The sequence below is a fragment of the Streptomyces sp. NPDC086787 genome, assembly GCF_044745865.1.
Lineage (GTDB): Bacteria > Actinomycetota > Actinomycetes > Streptomycetales > Streptomycetaceae > Streptomyces.
This window is the reverse complement of sequence record NZ_JBIVBC010000004.1, coordinates 268746-283381: the sequence shown is the minus strand read 5'-3', so window position 1 is coordinate 283381 and position 14636 is coordinate 268746. Positions and strand designations below refer to the sequence as shown.

Here is a 14636-nt window from a genome sequence, read left to right as displayed (position 1 = left end):
TCATCCGTGCAGCCCGCACTCGGTCTTGGCGCGACCCGCCCAGCGTCCGGCACGCGCGTCTTCGCCTGCCAGGACCCGGCGGGTGCACGGGGCGCAGCCGACGGAGGTGTATCCGTCCATCAGCAACGGGTTGGTGAGGACGCCGTGTTCGTCGACGTAGGCGTCCACGTCGTCCTGGGTCCAGCGGGCGATCGGGGAGATCTTGACCTTCTGCCGCTTCTCGTCCCAGCCGACCACCGGGGTGTTCGCCCGGGTCGGGGACTCGTCGCGGCGCAGACCGGTCGCCCAGGCCTGATAGCCCCGCAGCCCCTCTTCCAGCGGCCGGACCTTCCGCAGGGCGCAGCACAGGTCGGGATCGCGGTCGTGCAGCCTCGGACCGTACTGGGCGTCCTGCTCCGCGACCGTCTGCCTCGGGGTGAGGGTGATGACGTTGACGTCCATCACCGCCTCGACCGCGTCGCGGGTGCCGATCGTCTCCGGGAAGTGGTAACCGGTGTCGAGGAAGACGACGTCCACACCCTTCGCCGCCCGGGAGGCGAGGTGGGCGACCACGGCGTCCTCCATGGAGGAGGTCACGCAGAACCGGCCACCGAAGGTCTCCGCCGCCCACTGGAGGATCTCCAGGGCGGACGACTCCTCCAGCTCGCGTCCGGCCCGCTCGGCGAGCGCCTTCAACTCCGCTGCTGTGAGCTCTTTCTGAGCCATCGTCATATCTGGTCATCCCCTCCATGGTCGGCTGGCCGAAGGCCACGGGCCAGAAGCCCGATGAACTTCAGCCGGAATGCGCGGTTGCAGGCCGCGCATTCCCAGGCGCCGTGACCCTCTTCGCTCGGACGGAGGTCCTCGTCGCCGCAGTAGGGGCAGTAGAAAGGTGCGGCCCGCTCGCTCATGAAAGGGCCTCCTCGGAGGCACGGGCGGCCCAGACGGCGAAGCGTTCGCCGTCCTCGCGCTCCGCCTGGAACCGGCGCAGGACCCGCTCGACGTAGTCCGGCAGCTCCTGCGAAGTGACCTTCAGGCCACGGACCTTGCGACCGAATCCGGCCTCCAGGCCGAGCGCTCCGCCCAGGTGCACCTGGAAGCCCTCGACCTGCTCGCCGTCGTCGTTCACGACCAGTTGGCCCTTGAGACCGATATCCGCCACCTGGATACGGGCGCAGGCGTTCGGGCAGCCGTTGATGTTGATGGTGAGCGGCTCGCCGAAGTCCGGCAGCCTGCGCTCCAGTTCGTCGATCAGCGAGATACCGCGCGCCTTGGTCTCGACGATGGCGAGCTTGCAGTACTCGATGCCGGTGCAGGCCATGGTGCCCCGCCGGAACGGGGACGGGTGCACGGTGAGGTCCAGTGCCTCCAGGCCGGCCACCAGCGAGTCGACCTGGTCCTGCGTCACGTCCAGGACGATCATCTTCTGCTCGGCGGTGGTCCGCACCCGGCCGGAACCGTGGTTCTCGGCCAGGTCGGCGATCTTGGCGAGGGTGGTGCCGTCGACCCGTCCGACACGCGGCGCGAAGCCGACGTAGAACCGTCCGTCCTGCTGCCGGTGCACGCCGACGTGGTCGCGCCACCGCTCCACGGGCTGCGCGGGCGCGGGCCCGTCCGTCAGCTTCCGCTTCAGGTACTCGTCCTCCAGGACCTGCCGGAACTTCTCCGCGCCCCAGTCCGCCACCAGGAACTTCAGGCGGGCGCGCGTACGAAGGCGCCGGTAGCCGTAGTCGCGGAAGATCGAGATGACGCCCTCGTAGACGTCCGGGACCTCGTCCAGCGGTACCCAGGCGCCGAGCCGTACGCCGATCTTCGGGTTGGTGGACAGCCCGCCGCCGACCCACAGGTCGAAGCCGGGGCCGTGTTCGGGGTGCTCGACGCCCACGAACGCGATGTCGTTGATCTCGTGCGCCACGTCGAGCAGCGGGGAGCCGGAGACGGCGGACTTGAACTTGCGCGGCAGGTTGGAGAAGTTCTTGCTGCCGATGATCCGGCGCTGGATCTCCTCGATGGCCGGGGTGCCGTCGATGATCTCGTCCTCGGCGATCCCGGCCACGGGTGAGCCGAGGATGACGCGGGGGGTGTCACCGCAGGCCTCGGTCGTGGAGAGCCCGACGGCCTCCAGCCGCTGCCAGATCTCGGGGACGTCCTCGATCCGGATCCAGTGGTACTGCACGTTCTGCCGGTCGGTGAGGTCCGCGGTGCCCCGCGCGAACTCCTGGGAGATCTCGCCGATGACCCGCAGCTGTGCGGTCGTCAGCCGGCCGCCGTCGATCCGCACCCGCAGCATGAAGTACTTGTCGTCCAGCTCCTCGGGTTCGAGGATCGCGGTCTTGCCGCCGTCGATGCCCGGCTTGCGCTGGGTGTAGAGGCCCCACCAGCGCATGCGGCCGCGCAGGTCGTTGGGGTCGATCGAGTCGAACCCCCGCTTGGAGTAGATCGTCTCAATACGTGTCCGCACATTGAGACCGTCGTCGTCCTTCTTGAACTGCTCGTTGCCGTTGAGCGGGGTGAAGTGTCCGGCGGCCCACTGACCCTCACCACGGTGGCGGCTCACCTTGCGGCGGGGCACGGAGGCGTCGGGGTGCTGTGGGGTGGCGGCCATGGTTCTACGTCCTTCGAGACCGGTGGTGGGCTGCTCTGACCTGCGCATATGGGCGCGTCGAGGCGTACGTGCGCGTCATTGCGCGAAGAAGCGTGGAGGATGCTGGGAAGAACGGCGGTGCTGCCGGGCCGGTGGCCGACGGCCACCGGGGCGGTTCAGCTCGCCGGACAGATGGCGCTGGACATGCGGCCGAGGTCGACGTGCCGCCGACTCACCAAGGCGATTCCAGTTCCAGACATGACCGCAGCGTGTCACGGTGATCTGGACACAGTCCAGCTTTATCCAACATGCGGACACCCGTGTCTCGTTGTGTGAGACACGGGTGTCGTCGGTCACAAGATGCGCGCGGGGGCTTGTCGACGCAGGTCAGGCAGGGTAGGCCCCCGGCCAGGGACCCGGAGTCGCCGCTTCCGGCTCGTCCTCCACCTGGGTGTCGAAGAGCCGGAAGCCGCGGCGCAGGTAGTTGTCCATCGCGTGCTCGCCGTCCTTGCTGCACGTGTGCACCCACACTCGCTTGGTCGCGACGCGCTGTGACCACCGCTCCGCCAGGTCCCACGCGCGCGCGGTCCCACAGGACAGCAGGTGCCCGCCGATCCGGCGGCCCCGGAACGCCGGGAGCAGACCGAAGTACATGATCTCCACGACCCCGTCGTCCTGCGGGTCGAGCTCGACATACCCGGCCGGCGTCCCCCGTTCGTACGCCACCCACGTCTCCACCCCCGGGCGGTCCAGATGCTCCACCCACTGGGCGTAGGTCCAGCCGAGCCGGTCGGTCCATCGGATGTCGCCGCCCACCGAGGCGTACAGAAAGCGGCTCAACTCGGGGGAGGGCACCTCCGCGCGCACGATCCGCACCTCGCCGTCGGGGGCGGCGGCGGGCAGGAGGTCGGCGGGGGACGTCTGTTCCAGGGACCAGGTGGTGACGGTGACACTGCTCATGCAGGTCAGGGAACCATCTACTCCGTCGAACTGTCGATCGAGGCCAGCGGGACGGAGAACAGCATCCGGTCCGACAGCGACCACACCTCGCCGGTCCCGGCCGCGTAGGAGAGCGACCCCATGCCCTTCGTCCAGCAGTGGCGTGTCGCCTCGGAGCCGCAGCGGGCGGCGTTCGCGCCGTCGGTGTCCTGCCGCCACAGGCTGCTCCGGCCGTCCAGGGAGCCCGCCGGATACCCGACGTACCAGGTGGTCCGCGCGTCCCCGGGGCGGTGCTGGGTCAGCACTCCCCGGATCCCGGCCGCCCGTGTCTCGTACGCCTCCACGGCGTCCACCCGGCCCGCCGGATCCGTGGCGAGCGGGCCGCCGCCCGCCGGGTCCGCGCTGAGCGGGTACCGCCACAGCCGGGCGTGCCGGTCGCTGTCCGCCGGTGTCCACTCGCTCACCGCGAGGCTGTCGGGCGCCGAGCCGCGGTCCAGGGACAGTGCGCCCGGACAGGGCGAACCGGTGGCGGAGCACCGTCCGGCCGGGAAGCGGTACGAGCCCACGGCGGGCATCACATAGCGGTAGCCGCGGGCCGACCAGCCGCCGGGCACCCGGCCGATCGCGGGGGTGTCGGCCGTGGTGCGGTGGATGCGGTCGACGTCGTAGACGTAGAGCGCCTCGGCGCCCCCGGCCGTCGTGGTGACCAGCAGCTTGTTCCGGTACCAGACCATGCCGGAGACGGGGGAGACCAGCCCCCGGTAGTCGCGGCCGTCGGCGGTGGGGACCACCAGCAGCACCCAGCTGTACGCGAGGCGCTCCGGGTCGTCGGCGTCGATGAAGGCCACCCGGGCCAGGCCCCGGTCGGCGACGGAGCCGGTCGTCGTGCTGTGCGTCCAGCCCGCCAGGATCACCCGGTGACGGCCCCAGGAGCCGTCGTCGTCCGCATCCCCGGACGTGGTCACCGAGGCGGGCCGCCAGTCCGGCGCGGCGGTGTCCGCGGGGTCCCAGCAGTACGCGCGCCCGGCATCCGGAGCCACGGGCAGCGACTTCCGCTCGGTCCGGGTGCAGTCGGCCGCCTCGACCAGAGTGCGGTCGGCGCCGTCCAGTACGGCGGAGACACCGACCGGGCGGCCCATCGCCTCCGCCAGCCGGTCGAGCATCCGCGGTGGAGTCCGGTCCTCCTGGAGCCGCAGTCCGGCGGTCTCGGCGGGAGAGGTGAGCGGTTTCAGCGCGCCCGGGTTCTCGGCGACCGTGGCCTGCGATGCGCTGATCATGGTGGCGGCCGCGGTGAGCGCGAGTGCGGTTCCGGCGAGGAACGCGCGAACGGCACGGCCGCGCTTGCGCCGGCGATGTCTGCCGCGATGCTGCATGCTCTTCCTCCCTGGCGGGCCAACTGCGCCTGGTGATCCGTACGTTGACGGAGGAGCAGGTGGGGAGGCCCGTAGGGGATGCTACGGCAGTCGTGTGCGATGAAGTCCGAAGACCTTCCAAATATCCGGAAGATGCCGCCCGGATGTGCCGAATTGGTACTGGGCATATGCCGGTGGCGCTACCCTGTCACGGACTGTGCGCCAGACCCTGCTCGGTGTCAGGAAACCGGCCGGGCCCGTTCCACCACCGGCGCCAGGTCCAAGCCGTACGGCAGGGTGCCGAACGCCGAACCCCAGTCGCCGCCCAGGCGGGACGCGCAGAAGGTGTCGGCCACCTCCGGTGGGGCGTGGCGGACCAGCAGGGATCCCTGGAGCACCAGGGCCATGCGCTCCACGAGCCGCCGGGCCCGGCCCTCGACGGCCTCCAGATCGCCCAGTTCGGCCAGCAGCTGCTTGGCGGCGGTGTCCAGGCGGTGGTCCGCGCCGCGGGCCCGGCCGATCTCCGTCAGATACGCGTCGAAGGCAGCAGGCTCGCGCTGGAGCGCCCGCAGCACGTCCAGCGCCTGGATGTTTCCCGCGCCCTCCCACACCGAGTTCAGCGGCGACTCGCGCACCAGCCGGGGCAGCCCCGACTCCTCCACATAGCCGTTGCCGCCCAGGCATTCGGCCGCCTCCACCGCCACCGGCGCACACCGCTTGGTCACCCAGTACTTCGCAGCCGGCACCGCCAGCCGCAACAGGGCACGTTCCTGCTCGCTCCCGTCGTCGTAGGCGGCCGCCAGCCGCAGCGCGAGAACCGTCGCCGCCTCCGACTCCAGGGCCAGGTCGGCGAGCACGTTCCGCATCAGCGGCTTGTCCACCAGCTTCCCGCCGAACGCCTCCCGGTACGTGCAGTGGTGCACGGCCTGCGCCACCGCCTGCCGCATCAGCCCCGCCGAGCCGAGCACGCAGTCGAGCCGGGTCGCGGCGACCATCCCGATGATCGTCCGCACCCCGCGCCCCTCCTCGCCCACCCGGCGCGCCCAGGTCCCGCCGAACTCCACCTCCGCGGACGCGTTCGACCGGTTGCCCAGCTTGTCCTTGAGCCGCTGGATCAGAAAGGTGTTGCGGCTGCCGTCCTCCAGCACCCGTGGCACCAGGAAGCAGGTCAGGCCGCCGGGAGCCTGCGCGAGCACCAGGAACCCGTCCGACATCGGCGCCGAACAGAACCACTTGTGCCCGGTCAGCTCGTACGTCCCCGATTCGGCCAGCGGCCGCGCCGCGGTCGTGTTGGCCCGTACGTCGCTGCCGCCCTGCTTCTCGGTCATGCCCATACCGAAGACCGCCCCCGCCTTCAGCCGGGCGGGCCGCAGCTCCCGCTCGTACACGGTGGACGTCAGTCGCGGCTCCCACTCGGCGGCCAGCTCCGGATCGGCGCGCAGCGCGGGCACCGCCGCGTGAGTCATCGACAGCGGGCACCCGTTGCCCGCCTCCGCCTGGGTCCAGACCAGGAACCCGGCCGCCCGCCGCACATGTCCGGCGGGCCGTGTCCACGCCGAGGTCAGCCCCGCCCCCACTCCCTTGCCCAGCAGCCGGTGCCAGGCGGGATGGAACTCGACCTCGTCGATCCGGTTGCCGTACCGGTCGTGGGTGCGCAGCCGGGGCGGGTGTTCGTTCGCCTGGGCTCCCCACTCCTGCACCTGCGCGGAACCCGCGCTCCGGCCGAGCGCGGACAGTTCCGCACGGACCTCGTCGCGCAGCGCGGGGTCCGTGTGCCGCTCGACCGCCTCCGTCAGGGCGCGGTCGGCGGCGTAGACGTCGTATCCGACCAGCCGCGGCGGCTGGTTCGTCACCGCGTGGGTGCTCGTGTGGGTGGTGCTGCGTGCCATGTCTGCGTACCTGCCCGGGGCCGAGGGGGTGGTCTCCAGACTGACACAGCAGCCCAACCGGAGGAGCCTGCTCCAGCCACCCCGGCGCGGTCACCCGTGGCGGCATGGGCCAGGTGCCCACCCGGAAGGTGAGTGGGGCACGGCACGGCGGATACCTTTAGGGCGTGCAGCCAGCAAGTGAATCCCCAGAGCGGCCGCCCGGTCGCCTTCACCGGGCCAGAGCCCTCTACCGGAACGTCTCCAAGCGCAGGACCGCCTGGCTGCTGCTGAAGGACACCGTCGACTCGTGCATGGAGTACCGCATCCTCGGTCTCGCGGCCGAGGCGGCGTTCTTCACCCTGCTGTCGGTCCCGCCCCTGCTGCTCAGCCTCATCGGGCTGCTCGGCTACGTCGACGACTGGACCGGCGCCGACACCATCGCCAGCCTGGAGAACAACCTCCTGGAGGCATCCCGCACCGTGCTGTCCGACCGGGGCGTGCGGGAGATCGCGGAGCCGATCCTGACCGACGTGATGCGCGGCGGCCGCCCCGATGTCATCTCCATAGGCTTCCTGTTCGCCCTGTGGTCGGGGTCCCGCGCGGTCAACGTCTTCATCGACACGATCACCGTGATGTACGGCCTCGACGGCGTCCGGGGCATCGTGAAGACGCGGATCATGGCGTTCCTGCTGTTCATCGTCGCGCTGCTGATCGGTTCGGTGGCGCTGCCGCTGATGGTGGCCGGGCCGGACGCGGTGGTGCGGATCGTGCCGTGGTCGGAGACCGTGGTGCAGGTCCTGTACTGGCCGGTCGTGATCATCCTGTCGATCGTCTTCCTCACCACGCTGTACCACGTGTCCGTGCCGGTCCGCTCCCCGTGGATCGAGGACGTACCGGGCGCGCTGGTCGCCCTGGCCATGTGGGTGCTCGGCAGCTTCCTGCTGCGGATCTACCTCACCAGCACCATCGAGGGCGCCACGATCTACGGCTCGCTGGCCGCCGCCGTCGCCGTGCTGCTGTGGATCGGTGTGTCGGCCTTCGCGGTGCTGGTGGGCGCCGCGGTGAACGCCGCGATCGACCGGGTCTGGCCGGCCGCCGCCACGGCAGCGGCCCGCGCCGCCAACGAGCGCCTGCGCGACGCGGAGGTCGCCGAGTACGTCGCCCTGGTCGCCGCGGCCCGGGAGGCGACCTCGGACGACCCCGACGACCCCGACATGCCCTCCGAGTTCCCGGAGCGCTGGTCCCGCTTCCTGCCCCCCGAGGACGTCACGGCCCGCCTGCGCGCGCATGTGAAGAGCACCCACCACCACAACCACAACACCACCCACCACCACCCGGGAAGTGACCGGGCGTAGCCTGGCCGGTGTGTACGAGGAGCGGGCGTCCCGGCTGACCGGGGCCGTGGTCTGGCACCGAGCCCCGGAGGGTCCCGGCGTCGCGCGGGTGCTGCCCGACGGCTGCATGGACCTGCTGTGGAACGAGGGCCGTCTGCTGGTCGCGGGACCGGACACCCGCGCTTACGCCCCCTCGGGGCCGCCCGCACGCTGGGCCGGGGTCCGTTTCCGCCCCGGCACGGGACCCGCGCTCCTCGGCGTACCGGCCTGCGAACTGCGCGACCGGCGGGTGGAGCTGGCCGACCTGTGGCCCGCCGCCGAGGTACGGCGCCTGTGTGCCCGGGTGGACGCGGCGCCGGATCCCGCGGCCGCCCTGGAGCAGATCGCGCTGGCCCGAGCCGCCGACGTGCCCGCACCCGACCCTCTCCTGGACCGGCTTGTCACGGCCCTGGAGGAGGGCCGCCCGGTGGCCGAGACCGCCGACGGACTCGGCCTGGGCGCACGTCAGTTGCACCGCCGCAGCGTCGCCGCCTTCGGCTACGGCCCGAAGACCCTGGCCCGGATCCTGCGGATGCGCAGAGCACTCGCGCTGGCCCGCGCGGGTCTGCCCTTCGCGACGACGGCGGCACACGCCGGATACGCGGACCAGCCGCATCTCGCCCGTGACGTCAGACAGCTGACGGGCATGACTCTAGGAGAGCTGGTCGGACCCGTCCGGTAGTGGCGCGAACAGGTCCACCCCGTTGCCGTCCGGGTCGAGCACGGTCGCGTACCGCTGCCCCCAGAAGGCGTCCCACGGCTTCAGCTCGCCGTGGTGGCCGGCGCCCACCAGGTGGTCGTACATGGCGTCGACCCCGGCGGGCGACCCGCACAGGAAGGCGAGTCCCACCCGGCCGCCGCCGGAGGGCGCCCGCCAGCCGGGGTGGAAGGAGCGGACCGTCTCCTCGGTGTCCAGGGCGAGCCTCAGCCCACCAGGGAGTTCGGCCTCGACATGCGGCTGGTTCTCGGCACCGTCGGGGAAGACCAGCCCGAGACGGCGGTAGAAGGCGAGCGAGGCCGCGAGGTCGGAGACCACCAGACCGATCACGGCGAACCGCGGAGCAGGAGCAGGGGAGGAAGCAGGGGTCGGATCCGGAGTCAGCGAAGTCATGAGTGCACCGTAGGCGGAAGCGGGAACGCCGGTCTTGAACGGATCGGACACGACCGGACGACCGGGAGCGCCCGGTGCGGCCCTGTGCCTGACGGTGAACAAGCTGGTCCGTTGGGGTGAGTAAAGCTCGCGCACACGAAGGGTCACGTGAATATCTAGAGATCCTCTTGTCCCGGCAAAGCTCATCCACACGAGGAGCCAGACGGTGACTTACGGTAAGAAGCTGCGCGAGCAGATCGCCGCACCGGGGACCACCCCGTTGATCGGCGTGTACGACATGTACTCGGCCTCCATCGCCGCCAAGCACTACGACGGCATGTTCGTCTCCGGCTTCGGATTCGCGGCCTCGTACTACGGGCTGCCGGACATCGGCTTCATCGCCTGGCCGGACATGCTGGCGTTCGTGCACCGGCTGCGAGGCGCGTTCCCGCGTCACCACCTGCTGGTGGACATCGACGACGGGTACGTCGACCCGGAGGTCGCCTGTCACGTCGTGGAGGGACTCGAACGGATCGGGGCCTCCGGGGTGATCCTGGAGGACCAGAAACGGCCGCGCCGGTGCGGGCACGCCGAGGGCAAGCAGGTGCTGCCGCTGGACGAGTACCTGGAGAAGCTGGAGAAGGTGCTGGCGACCCGTCAGGACCTGCTCGTCGTGGCCCGCACGGACGCCACCGACGAGCACGACATCCTGCACCGGGCCGAGCGGCTGGCCGCCACCGACGCCGACGTGGTCCTGGTGGACGGGGTGCGCAGCGTCGACTGGATCCGCCGGATCCGTGAGGTCGTCGGTGCCAAGCCGCTGCTGTTCAACCAGATCGCCGGCGGCAAGTCACCCCGGCTCTCGCTCACCGAGCTGAGCGAACTGGGCGTGGACGTCGCCATCTACAGCACCCCCTGCCTGTTCGCCGCCCACGCGGCGATGGACTCCGCACTCACCGGGCTGAAGGCCACCGACGGCCGGCTGCCCGAGGTGGACGCGGCGAGCGGCGTCGGCGTCAAGGCGTCCACCACCCTGCTGGAGCGCAACATCGCCCGCGACCGCCTCGCCCCCGAGCCCGCACTGGTCGGCACGGAGGGGGCCCCGCACCGGAGCGACTGAACGGAACGCCGCCGCTCACGGTCACCCGAACGGCCCCCCGGCCGCCCCCTGCACCGGAATACCCGGAGCCGATGTGATGCTCTGGAAATACGGGCGCGCGAGCGCGTGGGAGGACGCGAGGGAGGAGCTGGTGGGCGGATGACGGCAGACCGGTCCGGCCCCGTGGCCACCACGCCGTACGGGGCGGTGCGCGGCAGGTACGAACGCGGGATCGCGGTCTTCCGCGGCATCCCGTACGCCGCCCCGCCCTTCGGTGCCCGCCGGTTTCGGCCACCGGAGCCGCCCGAGCCCTGGGACGGTGTGCGTGACGCTGGCGCCTTCGGCCCCACCGCGCCGAAACCGCCGTACTCCGAGGCCTTCGCGCAGTACCTGTCCGACCCCACCGTGGGCGGCGACGACTGCCTCAACCTGAACGTCTGGACCCCCGAGCCGGGCCCCGGCGCCCGGCTCCCGGTCCTGGTGTGGCTGCACGGCGGCGCGCTGACACGCGGCTCGTCCGCGGTACCCGTCTACGGCGGCCACGGCTTCGCCCGGGACGGCGTCGTCCTCGTCTCGGTCAACTACCGGCTCGGCGTGGAAGGCTACGGCCTCTTTCCCGACACCCCTGCCAACCCCGGACTGCGCGACCAGTTCGCCGCGCTCGCCTGGGTGCACGAGTCGATCGGTGCCTTCGGCGGCGACCCCGGCCGCGTGACCCTCGCCGGTCAGTCGGCCGGTGCGATCAGCGTCGGCGCCCTCGTCGCCGCCCCGCCCGCCCAGGGCCTGGTGCGCCGCGCCGTACTGCAGAGCGGCGCGCCGGAGGCGTCGGAACGCGACAAGGTACGGCGCATGGTGCGCCGGATGGCCAACCGGCTCAGGATCCCGGCCACCGCCGAGGCCTTCGCCGCCGTCGACCGCGACCTGCTGCTGAGCACCCAGGCGGAGGTGGGCCGACTCAGCAGCCCCGTCCTGGGCGGCCCCGCCTTCGGTGTCGTCGTGGACGGCGACCTCGTCCCGCGCCACCCCCTCGACGCCCTGATCGACGGCACGGCCGCCCGGGACGTCGACCTGCTCATGGGCTGGACCCGCGACGAGTACCGGCTCTGGCTGGTACCGGGCGGCCTGGTGGAACGCGTCGACCGGCTCGGCCCGGTCGCGCTCGCCGGCGCGATGGCCCGCTGCCGCTGCGGCCACGAGGTACCCCGCGGGTACCGCGCTCTGCACCCCGAAGCCGGCACCTCCGAGATCGTCGGGCAGATGGTCACCGACCACCTGCTCCGCCGCCCGCTCCAGTGCCTCGCCGACGCCCGCCCCGGAGTCTCGTACGTCTACGAGTTCGCCTGGCCCTCCAACCTCCCCGCCCTCCCCAACCGGCCCGGACTGCGCGCCTGCCACGCCCTGGAGCTCGGCTTCGTCTTCGACACCGGCGACGTCCCGGACTCCGCGAGGCTCGCCGGCGAGGGCGCGCCCCGGGAGCTGTGCGACACCATGCACACGGCCTGGGTGCGCTTCGCCGAGACCGGGGACCCCGGCTGGGAGCCCTGGCACACCGCGCACCCCGTACAGATCCTGGGCGACGGCCCGCCGCACATCGCCTACGGCCCCCGGGACCCCGAACTCGCGCTGTGGACTGCGGACACCACCGTCCCGCACGAGCCGGGCGCACCCGTGCGCAGTACGGAACCGATGTCGGCGGTACGCCGCCTGCGCCGTTCGGTCGGCGCCCGCCGTCCCTGACCTGGTGCCCCGGCCGCTCAGGCCGCACGCAACTCCCGGGCGACCGACGCGATCTCCGCCGGTCCCACCCGGCAGCAGCCCCCGACCAGCCGGGCACCCGCGGCCCGCCACGCCCGGGCCTGCCCGCCCGTGAAACCGGCCCGGCCACTCCAGACGTGGGACTCGGCGTCCCAGACCTCCCCGCTGTTGGGGTAGGCGACGACCGGCTTGCCGGTCACCCGCGCCGCCGTCCGGACCGCGTGCTCCACGTCCCCCGGAGCACAGCAGTTGACGCCGACCGCGATGACCTCCTCCACGTCACCGGCCAGGGCGAACGCCTCCTCCAGCGGCTGCCCGGCCCGGGTGCGGTCCCCGTCGACCGTGTACGACAACCAGGCCGGCACCCCCAGCCCGCGCACCGCCCGCAGCAGCGCCGTGGCCTCATCCGTGTCCGGGACCGTCTCCAGCGCCAGGACGTCCGGAGCGGCCGCCGCCAGTACCTCCAGACGCGGCCGGTGGAAGCGCTCCAGCTCATCGATGCTCAGTCCGTACCGGCCGCGGTACTCGGAGCCGTCTGCGAGCACCGCCCCGTACGGCCCGGCCGACGCCGCCACCCACAGTGGCCGCCCGATCCCCCCGGCTCGTGCCCGCCGTACCGCCTCCCGAGCCAGTTCCACGCTCAGCGCCAGCAGCCGAGCCGTCTCCGCCCGTCCGGTCCCGAGCCGCGCGAACCCCTCGAAGCCGGCCTGGTAACTGGCGGTGGTCGCCACGTCCGCGCCCGCCCTGTAGTAGGCGAGGTGCGCCTCCACCACCGCCTCGGGACACTCCGCCAGCAGCCGCGCCGTCCACAGCGCACCGCCCAGATCGTGCCCGGCGGCCTCCAGCTGGTTGGACAGCCCGCCGTCGAGCACGACCGCCCCGGCGGCCAGGGCCTGCGCGAGGTTGGGGGACGCGATACCGCTCATGTCACGACGCTACAGGGGTCCGCCCGCTCGGAAAATCGGTTGATCGTCATTGATCGACTTCCTAGGCTCCTTGATCGGTCCCCTTCGGTCAGACCGTGCGCAACTCAAGCCACTTCCGAAGGCGGGCCTCGTCAAAGTATGGGGGAACAAGTCATGACAGGTTCGAAGATGAAGGTCCTCGTGGGCCGCCTCGGTCGCGGCGCGACCCTCGGGTTCGCCGCGACGACCGCGCTCGTCGCCCTCGGAACCGTCCCGGCTCACGCACAGGACGGCACCGCGGCCGAGGCCCAGAGCTGGAGCTGCGACTCCGGCCGCATCTGCATGTACGAGGACGCCAGCTACACCGGCAGCAAGTACGTCAACTGGAAGCCCACCGGCACCAACCAGAAGTACCAGATAGACGGTTGGGACGGTGACAACGAGATCACGTCGCTGATCAACAACACCAGCTACAACATCCGGATCTACGACAACGACGACTACTCGGGCTACTCGATCTGCGTCAAGCCGCACGTGGACATCACCAACCTGAAGTACGGCTGGGTCTTCAACGACGAGGCCGAGAGCGCCAAGACCGTCGCGCACTGCTAGGCGGATTCGAGTGCGGGTGTGGGTCGTCCGGCAGCGGTCGGCCCACACCGGGTCCGCCCCGCGAAAATCGCTTCTCCTCCCGGGATCCGCCCGACACAATGCCCGGCATGACTTCCAAGATCCGGCACGTGACGATCGACTGTGCCGACGCCTACGCTCTCGCCGGCTTCTGGTCCCAGGTCCTCGGCGAGCCCCTGCACAAGGACGACCATCCCGGTGACGCGGAGGCGTTGATCGAGGGCGCGGGTCTGCTGTTCGTCACCGTGCCGGACCCCAAGACCGTGAAGAACCGCGTCCATCTGGACCTTCAGCCGCAGGACCGCACGCGCGACGAGGAGGTGGCTCGTCTGCTCGCCCTCGGGGCCGCCCTCGTCGACGACCAGAGGCGCGAGGACGGCACGGGCTGGGCGGTGCTCGCCGACCCGGAGGGGAACGAGTTCTGCGTGGAGCGTGGTGCCCCGGAGCGCGCGGGCCAGGGGGACAGCGCCTAGGAGCGCGGCCAGTGTTCGAGGGTGATGTGCAGGGCGTCGACCGCCTTGTCCCAGGACGCCTGTACGTCGCGGTCGGCGCCGAAGGCGCCGGTGGACTCCAGGGCGCAGTAGCCGTGGAAGGTGCTGCGCAGCAGTCGTACCGCGTCGGTGAGGTCGGGTTCGGCGAGGCCGTAGGCGCGCAGCATGCCGTAGGTGATCTCGGCGGTGCGGCGCATGGCGGGGGAGTCGGCGACCAGGGACTGGTCGATGCGGATCTGGGTGGCCGCGTAACGGCCGGGCCGTTCCAGCGCGTATGCGCGGTAGGCGCCGGCGAACGCGGTCAGGGCGTCCTTTCCGGCCCGGCCGGCCACGGCGGCCGCGATCCGTTCGATCAACTCGGCGCCCGTGTACAGCGCGAGCCGCGTGCGCAGGTCCTGAAGGTTGCGCACATGCCCGTAGAGGCTCGCGTCCTTCACCTTGAAGCGGCGGGCCAGTGCGGAGAGGGTGACGTTCTCGAAGCCGGCCTCGTCCGCGAGTTCGGCCGCGGCCGCGACCAGCCGGTCGGCGGTCAGCCCCGCACGGGCCATGGAAGCCACTCACCTTTCCTAGG

16 protein-coding genes are annotated in these 14636 nt (G+C 71.6%); 6 read left to right on the top strand and 10 right to left on the bottom strand.

Translation table 11 applies throughout. From position 1 onward, the window contains the following. From ACIPK3_RS13400 to ACIPK3_RS13370, 7 genes are all read right to left on the bottom strand, one after another. The gene (locus ACIPK3_RS13400) at positions 1–711 is read right to left on the bottom strand and encodes a phosphoadenylyl-sulfate reductase (protein ID WP_402569130.1); all 711 of its coding nucleotides are present in this window, start codon (positions 709–711) and stop codon (positions 1–3) included. Then, positions 708–890 carry a hypothetical protein gene (locus ACIPK3_RS13395; protein WP_402569128.1) on the bottom strand — a complete coding sequence of 61 codons (183 nt, stop codon included), beginning with the start codon at positions 888–890 and terminating at the stop codon, positions 708–710. The genes ACIPK3_RS13400 and ACIPK3_RS13395 overlap by 4 nt, the downstream gene beginning before the upstream one ends. Beyond that, entirely contained in the window at positions 887–2584 is a 1698-nt protein-coding gene (locus ACIPK3_RS13390) for a nitrite/sulfite reductase (RefSeq protein ID WP_402569126.1), read from the bottom strand. Before ACIPK3_RS13390 ends, ACIPK3_RS13395 begins: the two co-directional genes overlap by 4 nt. A 155-nt stretch (positions 2585–2739) precedes the next feature. Beyond that, complete coding sequence (locus ACIPK3_RS13385; RefSeq protein WP_309486338.1) at positions 2740–2823, bottom strand: putative leader peptide; 84 nt, start codon at positions 2821–2823, stop codon at positions 2740–2742. A 127-nt stretch (positions 2824–2950) separates the two neighbouring features. Beyond that, positions 2951–3523, bottom strand: a complete 573-nt coding sequence (locus ACIPK3_RS13380; RefSeq protein ID WP_402569124.1) for a GNAT family N-acetyltransferase — start codon at positions 3521–3523, stop codon at positions 2951–2953. A gap of 17 nt (positions 3524–3540) precedes the next feature. Further along, on the bottom strand, positions 3541–4875 hold the full coding sequence (locus ACIPK3_RS13375; RefSeq protein ID WP_402569123.1) for a hypothetical protein: 1335 nt from the start codon (positions 4873–4875) through the stop codon (positions 3541–3543). A 218-nt stretch (positions 4876–5093) separates the two neighbouring features. Continuing rightward, on the bottom strand, positions 5094–6743 hold the full coding sequence (locus ACIPK3_RS13370) for an acyl-CoA dehydrogenase family protein (RefSeq protein WP_402569121.1): 1650 nt from the start codon (positions 6741–6743) through the stop codon (positions 5094–5096). Positions 6744–6907: 164 nt separating this feature from the next. Between ACIPK3_RS13370 and ACIPK3_RS13365 the strand changes: the two genes are divergently transcribed. Together ACIPK3_RS13365 and ACIPK3_RS13360 are read left to right on the top strand one after the other, a co-directional pair. Then, positions 6908–8077, top strand: a complete 1170-nt coding sequence (locus ACIPK3_RS13365) for a YihY/virulence factor BrkB family protein (protein ID WP_402569119.1) — start codon at positions 6908–6910, stop codon at positions 8075–8077. Between the two features lie 10 nt (positions 8078–8087). Further along, positions 8088–8777 carry a helix-turn-helix domain-containing protein gene (locus ACIPK3_RS13360; RefSeq protein WP_402569437.1) on the top strand — a complete coding sequence of 230 codons (690 nt, stop codon included), beginning with the start codon at positions 8088–8090 and terminating at the stop codon, positions 8775–8777. Here ACIPK3_RS13360 and ACIPK3_RS13355 read toward each other — a convergent pair. Then, positions 8748–9206 (bottom strand): VOC family protein, encoded by a 459-nt coding sequence (locus ACIPK3_RS13355; protein ID WP_402569117.1) that lies wholly within the window; start codon positions 9204–9206, stop codon positions 8748–8750. The two genes, ACIPK3_RS13360 and ACIPK3_RS13355, sit on opposite strands and share 30 nt — an antisense overlap. Positions 9207–9411: 205 nt before the next feature. Here ACIPK3_RS13355 and ACIPK3_RS13350 point away from each other — a divergent pair, with 205 nt between their 5' ends. Together ACIPK3_RS13350 and ACIPK3_RS13345 are read left to right on the top strand one after the other, a co-directional pair. After that, on the top strand, positions 9412–10305 hold the full coding sequence (locus ACIPK3_RS13350; RefSeq protein WP_402569115.1) for an oxaloacetate decarboxylase: 894 nt from the start codon (positions 9412–9414) through the stop codon (positions 10303–10305). Positions 10306–10443: 138 nt separating this feature from the next. Next, a complete protein-coding gene (locus ACIPK3_RS13345) occupies positions 10444–12021 on the top strand; it encodes a carboxylesterase/lipase family protein (RefSeq protein ID WP_402569114.1) in 1578 nt (525 codons plus the stop codon). A gap of 17 nt (positions 12022–12038) precedes the next feature. On the opposite strand, the gene mmuM is transcribed toward ACIPK3_RS13345, so the two are convergent. Then, the gene (gene mmuM / locus ACIPK3_RS13340) at positions 12039–12965 is read right to left on the bottom strand and encodes a homocysteine S-methyltransferase (RefSeq protein ID WP_402569112.1); all 927 of its coding nucleotides are present in this window, start codon (positions 12963–12965) and stop codon (positions 12039–12041) included. A gap of 153 nt (positions 12966–13118) precedes the next feature. Here mmuM and ACIPK3_RS13335 point away from each other — a divergent pair, with 153 nt between their 5' ends. Both ACIPK3_RS13335 and ACIPK3_RS13330 read left to right on the top strand, forming a co-directional pair. Next, positions 13119–13556 carry a peptidase inhibitor family I36 protein gene (locus tag ACIPK3_RS13335; protein ID WP_402569110.1) on the top strand — a complete coding sequence of 146 codons (438 nt, stop codon included), beginning with the start codon at positions 13119–13121 and terminating at the stop codon, positions 13554–13556. A gap of 107 nt (positions 13557–13663) precedes the next feature. Next, complete coding sequence (locus ACIPK3_RS13330) at positions 13664–14047, top strand: VOC family protein (protein WP_402569109.1); 384 nt, start codon at positions 13664–13666, stop codon at positions 14045–14047. Here ACIPK3_RS13330 and ACIPK3_RS13325 read toward each other — a convergent pair. Next, the gene (locus tag ACIPK3_RS13325) at positions 14044–14613 is read right to left on the bottom strand and encodes a TetR/AcrR family transcriptional regulator (protein ID WP_402569107.1); all 570 of its coding nucleotides are present in this window, start codon (positions 14611–14613) and stop codon (positions 14044–14046) included. The genes ACIPK3_RS13330 and ACIPK3_RS13325 overlap by 4 nt on opposite strands. Positions 14614–14636 lie beyond the last annotated feature (23 nt).

Bases quoted from the DNA above. Each gene is read 5' to 3' on its own strand.
- ACIPK3_RS13400 (WP_402569130.1), bottom strand. From the start codon at position 711: ATGACGATGGCTCAGAAAGAGCTCACAGCAGCGGAGTTGAAGGCGCTC.
- ACIPK3_RS13395 (WP_402569128.1), bottom strand. From the start codon at position 890: ATGAGCGAGCGGGCCGCACCTTTCTACTGCCCCTACTGCGGCGACGAG.
- ACIPK3_RS13390 (WP_402569126.1), bottom strand. From the start codon at position 2,584: ATGGCCGCCACCCCACAGCACCCCGACGCCTCCGTGCCCCGCCGCAAG.
- ACIPK3_RS13385 (WP_309486338.1), bottom strand. From the start codon at position 2,823: ATGTCTGGAACTGGAATCGCCTTGGTGAGTCGGCGGCACGTCGACCTC.
- ACIPK3_RS13380 (WP_402569124.1), bottom strand. From the start codon at position 3,523: ATGAGCAGTGTCACCGTCACCACCTGGTCCCTGGAACAGACGTCCCCC.
- ACIPK3_RS13375 (WP_402569123.1), bottom strand. From the start codon at position 4,875: ATGCAGCATCGCGGCAGACATCGCCGGCGCAAGCGCGGCCGTGCCGTT.
- ACIPK3_RS13370 (WP_402569121.1), bottom strand. From the start codon at position 6,743: ATGGCACGCAGCACCACCCACACGAGCACCCACGCGGTGACGAACCAG.
- ACIPK3_RS13355 (WP_402569117.1), bottom strand. From the start codon at position 9,206: ATGACTTCGCTGACTCCGGATCCGACCCCTGCTTCCTCCCCTGCTCCT.
- ACIPK3_RS13345 (WP_402569114.1), top strand. From the start codon at position 10,444: ATGACGGCAGACCGGTCCGGCCCCGTGGCCACCACGCCGTACGGGGCG.
- mmuM (WP_402569112.1), bottom strand. From the start codon at position 12,965: ATGAGCGGTATCGCGTCCCCCAACCTCGCGCAGGCCCTGGCCGCCGGG.
- ACIPK3_RS13335 (WP_402569110.1), top strand. From the start codon at position 13,119: ATGACAGGTTCGAAGATGAAGGTCCTCGTGGGCCGCCTCGGTCGCGGC.
- ACIPK3_RS13330 (WP_402569109.1), top strand. From the start codon at position 13,664: ATGACTTCCAAGATCCGGCACGTGACGATCGACTGTGCCGACGCCTAC.
- ACIPK3_RS13325 (WP_402569107.1), bottom strand. From the start codon at position 14,613: ATGGCCCGTGCGGGGCTGACCGCCGACCGGCTGGTCGCGGCCGCGGCC.